At 73.3% G+C, this 15122-nt stretch carries 16 protein-coding genes; 2 read left to right on the forward strand and 14 right to left on the reverse strand.

Features of this window, described 5'->3' with window-relative positions; genetic code table 11:
• Window position 1: 1 nt before the first annotated feature.
• The 7 genes from ACZ7DL_RS22395 to ACZ7DL_RS22425 form a co-directional block, all read right to left on the reverse strand.
• Window positions 2–259, reverse strand: a complete 258-nt coding sequence (locus ACZ7DL_RS22395; RefSeq protein ID WP_470776288.1) for a gas vesicle protein GvpG — start codon at window positions 257–259, stop codon at window positions 2–4.
• A gap of 30 nt (window positions 260–289) precedes the next feature.
• Window positions 290–1060: a GvpL/GvpF family gas vesicle protein gene (locus ACZ7DL_RS22400; RefSeq protein WP_470776290.1), complete on the reverse strand. Its 771-nt coding sequence runs from the start codon at window positions 1058–1060 to the stop codon at window positions 290–292.
• Window positions 1057–1479: a gas vesicle structural protein GvpA gene (locus ACZ7DL_RS22405; RefSeq protein WP_470776291.1), complete on the reverse strand. Its 423-nt coding sequence runs from the start codon at window positions 1477–1479 to the stop codon at window positions 1057–1059. The genes ACZ7DL_RS22400 and ACZ7DL_RS22405 overlap by 4 nt, the downstream gene beginning before the upstream one ends.
• Window positions 1480–1541: 62 nt before the next feature.
• The gene (locus ACZ7DL_RS22410) at window positions 1542–1919 is read right to left on the reverse strand and encodes a gas vesicle protein GvpO (RefSeq protein WP_470776293.1); all 378 of its coding nucleotides are present in this window, start codon (window positions 1917–1919) and stop codon (window positions 1542–1544) included.
• Window positions 1920–2024: 105 nt separating this feature from the next.
• Entirely contained in the window at window positions 2025–2960 is a 936-nt protein-coding gene (gene ligD, locus ACZ7DL_RS22415; protein WP_470776294.1) for a non-homologous end-joining DNA ligase, read from the reverse strand.
• Window positions 2957–4804 (reverse strand): transketolase, encoded by a 1848-nt coding sequence (locus tag ACZ7DL_RS22420; RefSeq protein WP_470776296.1) that lies wholly within the window; start codon window positions 4802–4804, stop codon window positions 2957–2959. Before ACZ7DL_RS22420 ends, ligD begins: the two co-directional genes overlap by 4 nt.
• Window positions 4805–4837: 33 nt before the next feature.
• Complete coding sequence (locus ACZ7DL_RS22425; RefSeq protein WP_470776530.1) at window positions 4838–6454, reverse strand: NAD(P)/FAD-dependent oxidoreductase; 1617 nt, start codon at window positions 6452–6454, stop codon at window positions 4838–4840.
• 249 nt (window positions 6455–6703) lie between these two features.
• Here ACZ7DL_RS22425 and ACZ7DL_RS22430 point away from each other — a divergent pair, with 249 nt between their 5' ends.
• Window positions 6704–7660, forward strand: coding sequence for an LLM class F420-dependent oxidoreductase (locus ACZ7DL_RS22430; RefSeq protein WP_470776298.1), 957 nt, complete (start codon window positions 6704–6706; stop codon window positions 7658–7660).
• Between the two features lie 25 nt (window positions 7661–7685).
• Here ACZ7DL_RS22430 and ACZ7DL_RS22435 read toward each other — a convergent pair whose 3' ends face one another.
• Window positions 7686–8111, reverse strand: coding sequence for a phage holin family protein (locus tag ACZ7DL_RS22435; protein WP_470776300.1), 426 nt, complete (start codon window positions 8109–8111; stop codon window positions 7686–7688).
• A gap of 81 nt (window positions 8112–8192) precedes the next feature.
• On the opposite strand from ACZ7DL_RS22435, the gene ACZ7DL_RS22440 reads away from it, so the two are divergent.
• Window positions 8193–8540 (forward strand): VOC family protein, encoded by a 348-nt coding sequence (locus ACZ7DL_RS22440; RefSeq protein WP_470776302.1) that lies wholly within the window; start codon window positions 8193–8195, stop codon window positions 8538–8540.
• Between the two features lie 66 nt (window positions 8541–8606).
• Here the strand turns inward: ACZ7DL_RS22440 and ACZ7DL_RS22445 are convergent, their stop codons facing one another.
• The 6 genes from ACZ7DL_RS22445 to ACZ7DL_RS22470 all read right to left on the reverse strand — a co-directional run bounded on the left by ACZ7DL_RS22445 (window position 8607) and on the right by ACZ7DL_RS22470 (window position 15059).
• Complete coding sequence (locus ACZ7DL_RS22445) at window positions 8607–9158, reverse strand: GNAT family N-acetyltransferase (RefSeq protein ID WP_470776304.1); 552 nt, start codon at window positions 9156–9158, stop codon at window positions 8607–8609.
• An 81-nt stretch (window positions 9159–9239) separates the two neighbouring features.
• Window positions 9240–10163 carry a S66 peptidase family protein gene (locus tag ACZ7DL_RS22450; RefSeq protein WP_470776306.1) on the reverse strand — a complete coding sequence of 308 codons (924 nt, stop codon included), beginning with the start codon at window positions 10161–10163 and terminating at the stop codon, window positions 9240–9242.
• Window positions 10160–12154 carry a dipeptidyl-peptidase 5 gene (locus tag ACZ7DL_RS22455; protein WP_470776308.1) on the reverse strand — a complete coding sequence of 665 codons (1995 nt, stop codon included), beginning with the start codon at window positions 12152–12154 and terminating at the stop codon, window positions 10160–10162. Before ACZ7DL_RS22455 ends, ACZ7DL_RS22450 begins: the two co-directional genes overlap by 4 nt.
• Window positions 12155–12170: 16 nt before the next feature.
• Window positions 12171–13475, reverse strand: a complete 1305-nt coding sequence (locus tag ACZ7DL_RS22460; protein WP_470776310.1) for a M20/M25/M40 family metallo-hydrolase — start codon at window positions 13473–13475, stop codon at window positions 12171–12173.
• Window positions 13468–14301: a M55 family metallopeptidase gene (locus ACZ7DL_RS22465; RefSeq protein ID WP_470776312.1), complete on the reverse strand. Its 834-nt coding sequence runs from the start codon at window positions 14299–14301 to the stop codon at window positions 13468–13470. Before ACZ7DL_RS22465 ends, ACZ7DL_RS22460 begins: the two co-directional genes overlap by 8 nt.
• A gap of 32 nt (window positions 14302–14333) precedes the next feature.
• A complete protein-coding gene (locus tag ACZ7DL_RS22470; RefSeq protein ID WP_470776313.1) occupies window positions 14334–15059 on the reverse strand; it encodes a methyltransferase domain-containing protein in 726 nt (241 codons plus the stop codon).
• Window positions 15060–15122: the final 63 nt, after the last annotated feature.

Here is a 15122-nt window from a genome sequence, read left to right on the forward strand (position 1 = left end):
GTCACGTCCCGTTGCCTGTGGTGTCGCCGGAGCGCGTAGCGACCTCCAGCCGGTCCAGCAGTTCGTCCTCGCGCCGGTCGAACTCCTCTTCAGTGATCTCGCCCGCCTCCAGCTGCTCCTCGAGGCGGGCGAGCTCGGCCCGTACGGTGGCGGGGTCGTAGTAGATCCGTTCCGCCTCGCGGAGCACCTGTCTGATGGCCCACGCACTGCCTCGCACGGGGGCGAACGGCAGCATCAGCACTTCGCCGATCAGTCCCACGGTGGTCTCCTTCCGTTCGGGCCGGGAACGCTACTGCGCTCCGGTGTCCGCGCCGGCCGCGGTGCCCGCCGGCGCCGAGGGGCCGGGCTCGACGAAGCTGTACGGCGGAAGCGGCCCGTTGACCCGCAGATCCAGGTGGGGGTGGCTCTTGCGGAGCTCCTCCACCGTGCCGAGGAAGCGCTCGGCTGTGTCCCGGGCGACCAGGAACGACACGTTCACCAGCCAGCCGGTGGACTCGGGGCCCACGCTGACCGCGCTGGCGGCCGGTGCCAGCAGGCCCTGCACCTCGTTCGCGTCCTCGGTCTCCTTGGCCTTGACGGCGGCCGCGACCATCTCGCCCAGACGGATCTTGTCGTCGTAACTGCCGCCACCGGAACGGCGGTTGGCCTCGGCGAGGGCGCGCACGTCCGCGTTCTCGGCCATCACCAGATGCAGGACGGCCTCTTCGACGTGGGTGGCCTTGATGTTGTACTCGACCTTGCCGTCCAGCTCCCGCAGCCGCTCCAGGTAGTGCTCCGCCCGTTCGGTGAGCACGTGGGTCACGGCATCGTCGCCGTCGGCGACGCTGCCGAAGCGCATGGGCAGGATGCAGCCCGCGGCGCCGGCCTCGGCGAGGACGTTCTGGTGGGCGAGCAGATCCCTGCGCTTGGGGCGCAGGTCCTCGGGGGCGTCGCTGACCACGGCGGCGAGGTCGCCGGCCGTCAGCACGCGCACCGGGCGGGCCGGCTCGCCGACGCCCGTCATACCTTCCGGCAGTGCCGGGTGTGACCGGGCGGTGATGCCGTAGACGTACGTGCTCACTCCTGCTCCTCCTTCCGGCGCGCCGGAGCCTTGCGGGCGCGCGGCCGGGACTCGGTCTCACCCTCCTGGCGTGCCTGGTTGAAGGCCTCGGATATGGTCTGCGCGGCGCCGGAGAGCGCCCCCTTGGACTTGCCGCGGGCGCCGGACTCGGTGACCTCGCCGACGATCTCGGGAAGGCCCGGACTCTTGCGCGGGCCGGCCTCCAGGTCGAGGCGGTTGCACGCCTCGGCGAAGCGCAGATAGGTGTCGACGCTGGCCACGACGACCCGGACGTCGATCTTCAGGATCTCGATGCCGACCAAGGAGACGCGTACGAACGCATCGATCACGAGTCCCCTGTCCAGGACCAGCTCAAGTACGTCATAGAGACCGCTGCTGCCGCCTCCGCCTCCGGTCTGCTGTGCCGGAACAACAGTCATGCCGGCGATTCCTCCTTCTGCCTAGTCGGTCCACGGTCTTACGGGCGGGAACCCGTGGTGGTCTAACGGCCACCGCGCGGGTCGGCCCTGCCGCGCTCGTAGCGGCGGACGCGCCGGTATCCGGCGAGCTGTCCGTCGGGGTCGAGGTCCACCTGGTAGCTCGCCATCAGGCTCATGGTGTCGGGCACCCTCGCCATTTCGAGGACCTCGACCTCCAGCGACCAGCCGTCCTCCGTCTGCTCGAACGAGGACACCGACTCCGGTGTGAGGCCGGTGAGTTCGGCGAGCTGGCTGCGCGCCTGGCGCAGCACCTCCATGGGGGTGGGCCGGTGGTGGTCCGCCGCGTGCTTCTCTGCGTCCTTCTGTGTTTCCTGTGAGTTCCGGGATTCATGTGACTCCCGTGAACCTTGTGATTGCGGTGTGTTCTTTGTGTTCGACATGGCCACCTCTCCCTGCGTGTGGCCCTCACATCCTTGGCCAAACCTGCGGGAGGGAACGCATCCTGTGGGAACGCCCATCAGCCCTGGTCGGCGGGGATGCGTGTGTCAGCCATCCATGGCTGCCAGGCGGCGCCGGGCCGGTCCCAGCGCGCGGCCCCGGTGCGGCAGGTCGGCCCACGGGTCGGTGCGGGCCTGGTCGACGGCGTCGGCGATGGTCCACCGGCGGGCGTCGAGTGCGGGGTCGTCCACCTGCCTCCAGGCTAGGGGGACGGCGACCGGGGCGCCTGGCCGGGCGCGGACGGTGTACGGGGCGACGGCGGTCTGCGCGTAGGCGTTGCGCTGCACGTCGAGGTAGAGACGGCCCCCGCGGTCCTTTTTGCGGGCGGCGGTGGTGAGCCGGTCCGGATGCCGGGAGGCGGCCAGCCCGGCGACGTCATGGGCGAACTGCCGTACCTCGTCGAAGCCTTGGCGGCCGTCCAGGGGGACCACGAGGTGCAGGCCGCGCGAGCCGGTGGTCATAGGCGCGGCGGGCAGGCCCAGCTCCTCCAGCAGCTCACGCAGCCACCGGGCGGCCTCGCGCACCGGGGCGAAGTCGTCACCGGGAGGATCGAGGTCGAAGACCAGCCGGTCGGGCTGGTCCGGGCCGCCGGCCCGGTCGGTGCGGGAGAGCCAGCGGTGCAGGGTGAGACAGGCCTGGTCGGCGAGGTAGAGGAGGGTGGCGGTGTCGTCGCAGACGACGTGCGTCACCGTGCCACCCTCCTTGCCGACCTCGGCGCGGGTGATCCACTCCGGGTAGTGCTCCGGGGTGTTCTTCTGCATGAACCGCTGGCCGTCCAGGCCGTCCGGATACCGCTCCAGCATCAGCGGACGGCCCCGCAGGTGCGGCAGCAGATACGGCGCGACGGACCGGTAGTAGTCGGCGAGGTCGCCCTTGGTGTACTCCTGCGCGCCCCCGCCGCCGGGGAAGAGCACCTTCCCCGGCCGCTGGATCCGCACCGTGCGGCGGCCGGCCCGTACGGCCCGCGCGCCGTCCTCGCTCATCGCACGACCGCCTCCTCGACCAGCAGCCTGGCCGCCGCCGCGATGCCCACGGCGTCGATGCCGGCCGCGTGCAGCTGCTCGTCGGGTGCGGCCGAGCCCGGCATGGTGCGCACCGCGAGCCGGACCAGCCGGGGCACCGGCCGGCCGTCGCCGAACGCCTCCGCGACGGCGTCCCCGAGGCCGCCCTCCGGGTGGTGGTCCTCGACCGTGAGCAGGCAGCCCGTCTCCTCGGCGGCCCGGTGCAGGGTCTCGGCGTCGACGGGCTTGACCGAGTACAGGTCGATCACCCGCACCCGGATGCCGTCCGCGGCGAGCCGGTCGGCGGCGGCGAGCGCCTCGGGGACTGTCACCCCGGCCGCGACGACGGTCAGCCGGTCCTCCTCGCTCGACCGCAGCGTCTTGCTGCCGCCCACCTCGAACTCCTCCTCGGGACCGTAGATCACCGGGGTCTTGCCGCGGGAGGTGCGCAGATAGCGGACGCCGTCGAGGCCGGCCATGGCCGCGACCAGCCGGGCGGTCTGGTTGGCGTCGCACGGGTACAGCACCGTCGAGCCGTACACGGACCGGAACATCGCCAGGTCCTCCAGACCCATCTGCGACGGCCCGTCCTGCCCGATCGCGACACCGGCGTGCGAGCCGACCAGGTTGATCCCGGCGCCGCTGATGGACGCCATGCGCACGAAGTCGTGGGCGCGGGTGAGGAACGCGGCGAACGTGGAGGCGTACGGCACCCAGCCGCGCGCGGCCATGCCGACGGCCGCGGCGACGAGCTGCTGCTCGGCGATGTAGCACTCGAAGAACCGGTCGGGGTGCGCCTTGGCGAACTCCTCGGTACGGGTGGAGTCCCCCACCTCGCCGTCCAGGGCGACCACATCGCCGCGGGCGCTGCCGAGCGCGGCGAGGGCCTCGCCGAAGGCGTCCCGGGTGGCGGCCTCCTCGCCCTGGTCATAGCGCGGGAGCTGGAGGACCTCGGTGGTCAGCGAGCGCAGCGCGGCGGCGGCCGGCGGCTCGCTCACGCGCACGTGCAGCTCGCGCGGCCCGCCCAGCTCGGCGATGGCCTCCTCGGCCTCCGGCAGCGGCTTGCCGTGCAGGCCCTCGCGGTCCTCGACGGCGGCCACGCCCTTGCCCTTCAGGGTGCGGGCGAGGATCACGGTGGGCTGTCCGGTGGTGGACAGCGCTTCGCCGTAGGCCCGGTCGATCGCGTCGACGTCATGGCCGTCGATCTCGATGGTGTGCCAGTCGAAGGCCTGGAAGCGGCGGGCGTAGGCGTCCAGGTTGTGGCCGTGCCGGGTGGGGCCGCGCTGGCCGAGCCGGTTGACGTCCACGATGGCGATCAGGTTGTCCAGATTCTCGTAGCCGGCGTGTTCGGCCGCCTCCCACACCGAGCCCTCCGCCAGCTCACTGTCGCCGCACAGCACCCACACCCGGTAGCCGGTGCGGTCCAGCCGCTTCCCGGCCAGGGCGATACCGACCCCGACCGGCAGGCCCTGCCCCAGGGAGCCGGTGGCCGTCTCCACCCAGGGCAGCCGGCGGGGCGTCGGATGCCCCTCCAGGCGGCTGCCGAGCTTGCGGAAGGTGACCAGCTCGCCGTCCTCGATCGCACCGGCCGCCTTGTACCCGGCGTACAGCAGCGGCGAGGCGTGTCCCTTGGACAGCACGAAGCGGTCGTTCGCGGGGTGGTCGGGGCGCTCGAAGTCGTAGCGCAGATGGTGCGCGAGCAGGACGGCCAGCAGGTCGGCGGCGGACATCGACGACGTGGGGTGCCCGGATCCCGCGGCGGCGGCGGCCCGCACGCTGTCCACGCGCAACTGCTGGCCCAGTTCGGCGAGTTGGTCGGTGTTCATGAATCTCCTCGGTCTCCTTGCGCTCGGTCGCGCTCAGTCGGGTGCGTTCGGGCGGTCGGCGGGGTCGGCAGGGGTGGCGGGGTCGGTGCGCTTGACGGGGCCGGGGGCCGGATGATCCGCCCCACCCCTGGCGGGATCGCCGCCGGGCCGGCTCTTCGCCGGCTCCCCGCCCGGTTGGTTCCTCGCCGGCTCCCCGCCCGGTTGGTTCCTCGCCGGCTCCCCGCCCGGTTGGTTCCTCGCCGGCTCCCCGCCCGGTTGGTTTCTCGCCGGCTCCGGGGTCGTGGTCTCCGCGCTGGTCCGGCGGGCCGGTTCGCTCTCGTGCGTCATGGGTTCGTCTCCTGTGTGGGCGGACGGCCGCTCCCGGCCGCCCGGTACCCGCGCCAGTTCCGGCGAGGCCGTGTCCAGGGGGACCGACCAGGACCGTACGAGGCCCAACTGGACGCCCTGGCGCGGCAGGACGGCGTCCAGCAGCCAGTCGGCGGCCACCCGGATGCGGTTGCCGGGCAGCGCGGCCAGGTGGTAGCCGCGGGTCACCGCGCCGGCCGCCGGGCCGGACAGCGGGATGCCGAGCGGGTTGGCGGCGGCCTGGGCCCCGCCCAGGTCGACGGCGAAGCCCAGGTCCCGGTGCCGGTACGGGCGCCGGCGCCGGCCGAGGCCGAGCGAGCCGGCCACGTTCTCCCCGGCCACCCGGCCCTGCCGCCAGGCGTGCTGCGCCGTCATCGGCGTGAACTCCCCCGGCCGCTCCAGGTCGGGCACGGCGGCCGCGTCCCCGCAGGCGAACACCTCGGGCCGGCCCGGCAGCTGGAGATACGGGTCGACGATCAGCCGCCCGCGTTCCAGCGGCTGCCCGACCGCCTCCACCAGCGGATCGGGCCGCACGCCCACACACCACACCAGGGTCCGGGACGCGACGAACTCCCCGTCGGTGAGCAGTACCCCGTCCTGGGTGGCCTCCTGTACCGACGTACCCATCCGCACGTCGACGCCCCGGGTCCGCAGCACCCGGTCCGCCGTACGGGAGAGCCGTTCATGCAGCTCCGGCAGCACCCGCGGTGCCACGTCCAGCAGGATCCAGCGCGGGCGTACCCCGGCGGGCAGCGGCTGCCGGCGGGCCAGCCGATCGGTGAGCATCTTGAGCTGGGCGGCCACCTCCGTGCCGGTGTAGCCGGCGCCGACCACGACGAAGGTGCACCGGGCGGCGCAGCTCTTCGGGTCGTCGTCGGCGGCGAGCTCCACCTGCCGGGTCACGTGATCGCGCAGGTACAGCGCCTCGGGCAGCCCGCGGAAGCCGTGCGCGTGCCCGGCGACGCCGGGCACGGGCAGCAGTTTGTTGACGCTGCCGACGGCCAGTACCAGACGTTCGTAGCCGAGGGTGCCGATGCCGCCCTCGGGATCGGTGTAGTGGACGGTGCACGCGTCGAGATCGACGTGGTCCGCCTCGCCGAGCACCAGCCGGACCCCGCGCAGTGTGCCGGGCAGCGACACGGTGACCCGGCGGGCCTCCAGGACGCCGGCGGCGACCTGCGGCAGCAGCGGCAGGTACAGAAAGTAGTCGGTCGGGTTGAGCAGCGTGATGTCGGCCCGGTTCCGGGTCAGCCGGGCCAGTGTGCGGGCAGCCCGGTACCCGGCGAAACCGGCGCCGACGATCACGACGCGAGGTCGGCTCACGGTGCGCCTCCGGCGGTGTGGCTCGTCCGAGGTTTTCCGCGTAACCGGGGCAGGGGCACCCAAACGCCGGGCCGGTCACCCGTACGCCGGTCGCAGCACCCGAACGCCCTCCCGCGCACCGCGCCGTGGCGGAGTTTCGCCGGGTCGCCCCCGGTTACCCGGCCCGGGTCCGGATCACACCACGACCGGGATCACACCATCATTCGGCTTCGCCCGCGCGGAGGTTCCCCCATGCCCGAGTACGGCTATTTCCTGGCGAGCGAGGAACACGACCCCGCAGCCCTCGTCGAACAGGCTCGGATGGCCGAGCAGGCCGGCTTCCAGGCGCTGTGGATCTCCGACCACTACCACCCGTGGAACGACGCGCAGGGGCAGAGCGCGTTCGTGTGGTCGGTGATCGGCGCGCTGTCCGAGGCGGTGTCCCTGCCCATCGAGACGGCGGTGACCTGCCCGACCGTGCGGATGCACCCGGCGGTCGTGGCGCAGGCCGCGGCGACCAGCGCGGTGATGACGCAGGGCCGCTTCCGGCTCGGCGTCGGCACCGGCGAGGCGCTGAACGAACACATCCTCGGCGACCGCTGGCCGCCGCTGAACGTGCGCCTGGAGATGCTGGAGGAGGCGATCCAGGTGATGCGCCGGCTGTTCACCGGCGAGGAGGTCTCCCACCACGGCACCCACTACACCGTGGAGAACGCCCGCCTCTACACCGTGCCCGACGAGCCCGTCCCGATCGACATCTCCGGTTTCGGCCCGAAGGCGACCTCGCTGGCCGCCCGCGTGGGCGACGGCTACATCACGATGATGCCGGAGGAGGAGATGGTCACCCGGTTCCGCAAGGGCGGCGGCGGGGCCAAGCCGGTCAGCGGCGGCACGAAGGTGTGTTACGGCACCGACCGCGACAGTTGCGTCCGTACGGTGCACAAGCTCTGGTACAACGAGCTGCTGCCCGGCGAGATGGGCCAGGTGCTGCCCTCGCCGCGGCACTTCGAGCAGCTGCACTCGCTGGTCGGCGAGGACATGGTGCGGGACAGCGTGGTGTGCGGCGACGACGTCGACCAGCACGTCGGCGCGTTGCGGGAGTTCGCCGACGCCGGGTTCGACCGGGTGTACGTGAACCAGATCGGGCCGGACCAGCAGGGGTTCTTCGACTTCTACCGCGCGAAGGTGCTGCCGCGGCTCGCCGGATGACGAGGCGGCAGCGCCACCTTCGCGGTCAGGCCCTGTGGTGGGGGGCGTCGGGGTCGGTCGGGGGGTACGGGGGCATCGGCGGGTACGGCATGCCGAGGCCGCTGGGCGGTGCGCCGGGTGCGGTGCCGCCGACCACGCGGTGCGGGGCGTGCGGCCCGTGCCCGGCGTGGGCGGCGCCGCGCAGCAGGAAGGCCACCACGCCCAGGAGCGCGGCGGTGATCAGGGCGGATGCCCAGCCGGGCAGGCCGATCGCCAGGGCCAGGCCCACGGCGAGGGCCACCGCGCCGCCCGCGTACAGCGCGGCGGCGCCGGACGCGGCGTACAGCATGGCGGTGCGGCGCCGCTTGCGGGTCTGCTCCCGCAGTTCGTCGCGTACCGTCTCGCGTGCCACCTGAGCCAGCTCTTCGACGAGGTGCTTGTCCAGGTGTTCCAGGTGATCCAAACGGTCCATACCATGCGGGTACCCGCCGGACACAGCGGGTAACGCCGGGGGCCCTGCGCGCTCCCGGCGTCCCCAACTAGGCTCGTCGGCATGGAGATTCTGGGCGCCTCGCTGCGCATCTGCGTCGACGACCTCGAAGCCGCCATACCCTTCTACGAGCGTCTGGCGGGCGGCGATGCGCTGCGGTTCCGGCGCGGTGACGTCCAGGTCGCGGCGGTCGGCTCGTTCCTGCTGATGAGCGGGCCGGAGTCGGAGCTGGAGATCCTGCGCAAGGTCGCGGCGACGATCGCCGTCAAGGACCTGGACGAGGCGCACCGGCTGCTGACCGAGCTGGGCGCCCGGATCGTCGCCGGGCCGGTGCCGACGCCGGTGGGGCGCAACCTGCTCGCGGTGCATCCGGACGGCTCGGTCTTCGAGTACGTGGACCAGCGCGGCTGACCGCTCACGCGGAGTCCGGCGGCCAGGGAGCTGCCGGTCAGGATTGCGCAAAGGCGCGGGACGGGGTCAGCCGGCGGTGCGCATCTCCGTGGTCAGCGCCCAGCGTTCGTGGTCGCGCCAGGCCCCGTCGATGTAGATCATGTTCGGGGAGAAGCCCTCCAGGCGGAACCCGGCGCCCCGGGCGAGGGCGATGGAGGCGGTGTTCTCGGGCTGTACGTTGATCTCCAGCCGGTGCAGGCCCAGTGGCCCGAACGCGTGCCCGATCACCAGCTCCAGTCCCTCGCGCATCAGACCCCGCCCGGCGGCGTGTGCGAAGGCGCCGTAGCCGAGGGCACCGCACTGGAAGCCGCCCCGCACGATGTTGTTGATGTTGATGAAGCCGGCGATGGCCCCGTCGTCCTTCTCGCACACCAGGAAACCGGCCCGGGCCGGGTCCTCGATCAGCCGGCCGGCGTAGTCGGCGTACGCCTCCTCGCTGTCCGGCGGGAACAGCCAGGGCCGGTGCAGGTCCTTGCTCTCCCGGGCCCGCGCGGCGAACTCGGGTCCGTCCGCGAGGGTGAAGGGACGGATGCCGACGCGGGGGCCTTCGGCGCGGTGGCGGGACTCGGAGTGCGGCATCCGGCCAGCCTACGATGTCACCGGCAGCCGCGCCCCGCGCGAGGTGCCCGGCGCCGCCCCGGTCGGCCCGGTGGCGGGCGGTCAGCGCAGCGCGGGCTCGTCCAGCGTCAACGTTCCCGACTCCGCGTCGAGTTCCGCGGCGACCCCGAACGGAATCGTCAGCGCCCCTTCGCAGTGGCCGAAACCGACGTTCTCCGCCACCGGGACGCCGAGCGCGCCGAGCCGGTCGGCCAGCAGGGGCCGCAGCTCGGCGTAGTCCGCGCAGCCCTCCCAGGAGCCGAGCAGCACTCCGCTCACCCCCTCCAGCCAGCCGGAGCGCAGCAGCTGGGTGAGATACCGGTCGAGCCGGTACGTCTCCTCGCCCACGTCCTCCAGGCAGAGCAGTCCGCCGCGCGCCGAGGACCGGGCGAAGGGGGTGCCGCACTCCGCGGCGAGCAGGCACAGACAGCCGCCGAGGGTGACACCCCGGGCCCGGCCGGGCACGAGCGCGGTACCGCCGGAGGCGATGGTGCGCACGGTCTCGGGCGCGAAGAGCGTGGCCCGCAGATGCTCCTGGGCCCGGGCGTTCTTGACGAAGTCGATGCCGGCCGCCATCGGTCCGTACAGCGTGGCCAGGCCCAGGCGGGTGGCGATGGCCTCGTGCAGGACGGTGAGGTCGCTGAAGCCGACGAAGACCTTCGGCCCGGCCGCCCGCAGCGCGTCCCAGTCGAGCAGGTCGATCATCCGTTGCACGCCGTACCCGCCCCGCGCGCACAGCACCGCGTCCACCGAGGGGTCGCACCAGGCGTTCTGGAAGTCGGCGGCCCGGTCGGCGTCCGGGCCGGCGAGGTAAGCGAACTCACCGTGCCGGTCCAGGACGTGGGGGCCGGCCACCGGGTCGAGATCCCAGCCGCGCAGCACGTCGAGGCCCGCCTGGAGCCGCTCCTCGGGCACCGGCCCGCTGGTGGCGACGACGGCGACGCGCGCCCCGGGGGCCAGCCGGCGCGGGCGTACGAGTTCCTTCACGGCGTCAGCTCCACCTTCGGTATCTCCGGCGTCGGGTGCAGCCCGAACACCTGGGCGTACAGGGACAGCTCGGCCTCCAGGGCGCGCACCATGGTCTCGGCCCGCCGGAACCCGTGCCCCTCCCCCTCGAACGTGAGGTAGGCGTGCGGCACGCCCCGGCCCGCGATCCGGGCGAGGAAGCGTTCGCACTGGGCCGGCGGGCAGATCACGTCATCCAGGCCCTGGAGCAGCAGGAAGGGCGCGGTGAGCCGGTCGGCGTGGGTGGTCGGGGAGCGTTCGGCGTACCGGGCCGGCACCTCGGCGAGCGGGCCGACCAGCGACTCCAGGTAGCGGGACTCGAAGTCGTGGGTCTCCCCGGGGCCCCAGGTGGCGAGGTCGAGCACCGGGTAGAGGACGGTGCCGCAGGCGTAGATGTCGGTGGTGGTCAGGGAGGCGGCGGTGGTCCAGCCGCCCGCGCTGCCGCCCCGGATGGCCAGCCGGGCGGGGTCGGCGGTGCCCTCGTCGGCGAGGGCGCGGGCGACGGCCGCGCAGTCCTCGACGTCGACCACGCCCCACTGCTCGCGCAGCCGCTCGCGGTAGGCCCGGCCGTAGCCGGTGGAGCCGCCGTAGTTCACCTCGGCGACCCCGATGCCCCGGGAGGTGAAGTAGGCGATGGTCAGGTCCAGCACGAGCGGCACCCGGCTGGTGGGCCCGCCGTGCGCCCGGATGACGTACGGCGGCAGTTCGCCGTCGGGCGCGGCCCGGCCGGGGTGGTGCGGCGGGTAGACGTGGGCGTGCACCTCGCGGCCGTCCGGGCCGGTGAAGGTGCGGATCTGCGGCTCGGGATAGTAGGCGGGGTCGACGGGGTCGCGGTGCCGGGCGCCGACGGCGCGGGCACGGCCGGTGGCGGTGTCCAGCTCGACCACCTCGTAGGCGGTGCGCGGGCTGCCGCCCACGCCGACGACGCGCGCGCCGTGTACCGCGAGCATGCCGGTGAATTCGGTCCACGGTCCCGCCGCGTCGACGATCTCACCGGATTCCGGGTCCAGTATCCCGAGTACGGTCGGCCCTCTGCCGTGGACGACGGCGATCAGACCGTTGTCCAGCGGCGCGAACCAGCGGAAGCCGAGCAGCCACAGCGGTCCGGCGAACTCCTCTTCGCGCGGGGCGAGCGAAGCGAGATGGGGGTCCCCCCGCCCGGAGGGTGGAAGAGGGGCGTCGTCGCGGTAGAGGTTCCACCAGCCGCTGCGGTCGCTCGTGTACAGAAGCCCGCCGTCCGCGGACCACTCGACCTGCGCGACGGCCTCGTCCGGTCCGCCGGCGGCGGTCCGTGCGCCCGTCAGCCGGCCGTCGTCCGTCACGTCGGCGACCAGCAGCTCCGTGCCGTCCCACGGCATCCGCGGATGGTCCCAGGCGAGCCAGGCCGCGCGCCGCCCGTCGGGCGACAGCCGGGCGCCGGTGACGAACCGGTGCCGGCCGTCGGTGAGTTCACGGACGGCGCCGCGGTCCCCGGCGGCCGAGCCGTCCAGCGGTACGGCGGCGAGGACGCGCCGCACGTCACCGGGGTCGTCCCCGGTGAACTCCTCCAGCACGCACCACACCTCGCCGCGGGCGAGGTCCACCCGGGGCTCCGCCCAGCGCAGCCCGCCGCCCAGCGGGGACACCGGGGTGAGCGGTCGGGGCTCGCCGCCGGGCTCGTACCGGTACAGCCGCTGGTCGGCGAAGTGCACGAAGACGATCAGGGGCCGGCCGTCGTGGATCGCCGCGGCCCAGGGCCGGCCGCCGTACTCGATGACCCGGCTGCGCACGTTCCACGGTGCCGGCAGCACCGGCTCCTCGGTCCCGTCGGCCCGCCGCCGCACCAGGGCCCGGCGGCCGCCCTCGGCCGGCCGGGGCTCGGTCCACCAGATCTCGTCCCCGACGAAATCCACCCACTCCGGCCGGCCGTCGTGCGCGGCGGCGAGCGCCGCGTCGATGGGCGACGGCCACGAGCCGTACGGCGATCTCAGCATCTCGTCCCCCAACCGGCTAGGCCGTCCGCAGAAAGCGGTCCAGGACGCGCACCCCGAAGTGCAGCGCCTCCACGGGCACGCGCTCGTCCACGCCGTGGAAGAGCGCCTGGTAGTCGAGGTCCGCGGGCAGCTTCAGCGGGGCGAAACCGTAGCCGGTGATGCCGAGCCGGGAGAACTGCTTGGCGTCCGTGCCGCCCGACATGCAGTACGGCACCACGTGCCCGCCCGGCGCGAACTCCTCGACGGCGGCGCGCATCCTGGCGAACAGCGGGGCGTCCACCGGTGCTTGGAGGGCCACTTCGCGGTGCGCGAACTCCCACTGGACGTCCGGGCCGGTCAGCTCGTCCAGTGTGGCGACGAACTCCTCCTCGGCGCCTGCCAGATAGCGTCCGTCCACATACCCGACCGCCTCGCCCGGGATGACGTTGAGCTTGTAACCGGCGTCCAGCATCGTCGGGTTGGCACTGTTGCGGACGGTCGCCTCGACCAGCCGGGCGGCCGGGCCGAGCTTGTCGAGCAGCCGGTCCACGTCGGTGAAGTCGGCGTCGATGCCGTACAGCGCGGCGAGTTGGGCGAGGGCGGCCCGCACGGTCGGGGTGAGCCTGAGCGGCCACTCGTGCTCGCCGATGCGGGTGACGGCGGCGGCGAGCCGGGTCACCGCGTTCTCCCTGTTCACCTTCGAGCCGTGCCCGGCGCGGCCGCGCGCGGTGAGCTTCAGCCAGCCGGTGCCCCGCTCCCCCGCGGCGATCGGGTAGATCTCCCGGCCGGCCCCGTCGTGGAAGGTGAAGGCACCCGACTCGCCGATGCCCTCCGTGCAGCCCTCGAACAGCTCGGGGTGCCGGTCGGCGAGGAACCCGGAGCCGTCCTCGGCGCTGGCCTCCTCGTCCGCGGTGAACGCGATGACGAGGTCCCGGCGTGGCCGTACGCCCTGCCGGGCCCAGGACCGGACCACCGCGAGGATCATCGCGTCCATGTTCTTCATGTCGACGGCGCCCCGGCCCCATACCACCCCGTCCCGGACCTCGCCGGAGAACGGGGGCACACGCCAGTCGGCGGCTTCGGCGGGCACCACGTCGAGATGGCCGTGGACCAGCAGCGCGTCGGCGGACGGGTCGGTGCCCGCGATCCGGGCGACCACGTTGGTGCGGCCCGGGGTGCGCTCCAGCAGCAGGGGTTCCAGGCCCGCCCCGGCCAGCCGCTCGGCCGCGTACTCGGCGGCGGGCCGTTCCCGGCAGTCCCCGCCGCCCCGGTTGGTGGTGTCGATGCGGATCAGACCGGAGGTGTACTCCACCACCTCGTCCAGGGCCTGCTGGTCAGCCATACTGCTCCTCCACGGCGGCAGAGACGATCGTGGTGACCGCCTTGAACGTCCTGATCCCCTCGTACATGGTGGCGCTGGTGTACGCCACCTTCCGTTCCCCGATCCGCGCCACGCCGGGCACGACGGTGGCGACCTGCGCCAGATGCTCGGCGTCGAACTCGACGGCCACCGTGAAGGGCCCGCCCTGTACCGGCTCGTGCCGGACCGCCAGCTGCGCGGCCTCCTTGGCCGCCGCCCGGATGTCGGCCGCGGTCCGGGCCGGGGTCCGGCACACCGCCGCGTACCGCGACACATGGTCCTTGACGGCGACCTTCAGCGCCTCCGGCGCGTATCCGAGGGCGTCCTCGCAGGCGACGTCGTCACCGGTGACGAGCACGACGGGGACGCCGTACTCGGCGACGACATGCGCGTTGAGCAGACCCTCGCTGGCCCGGACGTCGTTCAGCCACACCCCGGTGATCTGGTTGGCGAGATAGGTGTGGGCGAGGACGCCCTCCGTGCCGGCGCCCGCGTGGTAGCCGACGAACGCGATGCCGTCGACGTCACCGTGCTGGACGCCCTCCACCATGGACAGCGCCTTGTGCCGGCCGGTGAGCATCTCCACCCGCTCGTCGAGCTGCTCCAGGAGCAGGTTGCGCATGGTCCAGTGGGCCTCGTTGACGAGCACCTCGTCGGCCCCGCCGTCGAAGAAGCCCTCCACGGCCGCGTTCACGTCCGAGGTGAACATCGACCGGCACCGCTCCCACTGCGGGGTCCCCGGCAGCACGTCGGCGGGCCAGGTGACGCCCGTGGCACCCTCCATGTCGGCACTGATGAGGATCTTCATGCCGTCACGTTACGCGCCGAGCGGCGGTGAGGCTACGACCCCGCCGGAGCGAGCACGAACCAGCGGGCCGGCAGGTCGATGCGGGTGCCGTCGGCGAGGTACTCGGTCTGCGGCAGGGTCGTCTCGCCGTCGGCCAGGATCGTGAGGCCGGCCTCGCCCAGCAGCCGCGGGACTTCGTCGTCGGAGGCGTCGGCCGGCTTGAGCCCGTGGTGGAAGACGCGCCGGAGCTTGGGCGGCGGGCCGGCCGGCTCGGCGGCCGCGCGCCCCAGGACGTCCCGGGAGCCGGAGGTGAGCTCGACCACGAAGGCGCGTCCGGCGCTGCCGAGGAGCTCGGCGACGGCCGCGGCCACCGCGGGGCGCGCGGCGGGTTCGCTCTGGTGGATGACGGCCCGCATGTAGACGTTGCTGTCGCCGAGCCGCTGGTGCAGGTCGCGCACGGCGTCGGTGTCGGTCAGGTCGAGCTGGCGGAACTCGACGGGGTCGCCGTTCGCGGCACGGCGGGCGTGCTCGACCGCCGCGTGCGAGAGGTCGACGCCGACGGCGCGGGCGAACCGGGTGGCCAGGTAGCGGGTCTGGGTGCCGTTGCCGCAGCCGAGGTCGACGATGGCGCGTTCGGGGTCGGCGTAGGGCAGGAGCAGTTCGCTGTGCGGTGCGGCGGTCAGGGAGGGATCGGCGTCCCATATCGCCTCGCCCCGGGCATCGGACGTTTCACGCCAGTAACTCTCCCATGCGTTGCGGTAGTTGTCCGAGACGTTCATGCGATCTCCCCACGGTTCGGTTCCGTGCTCGGGATATCGCGGTGACCTGGGGCGGGGCAAGAG

It is taken from the genome of Streptomyces sp. NPDC036984, assembly GCF_055607665.1.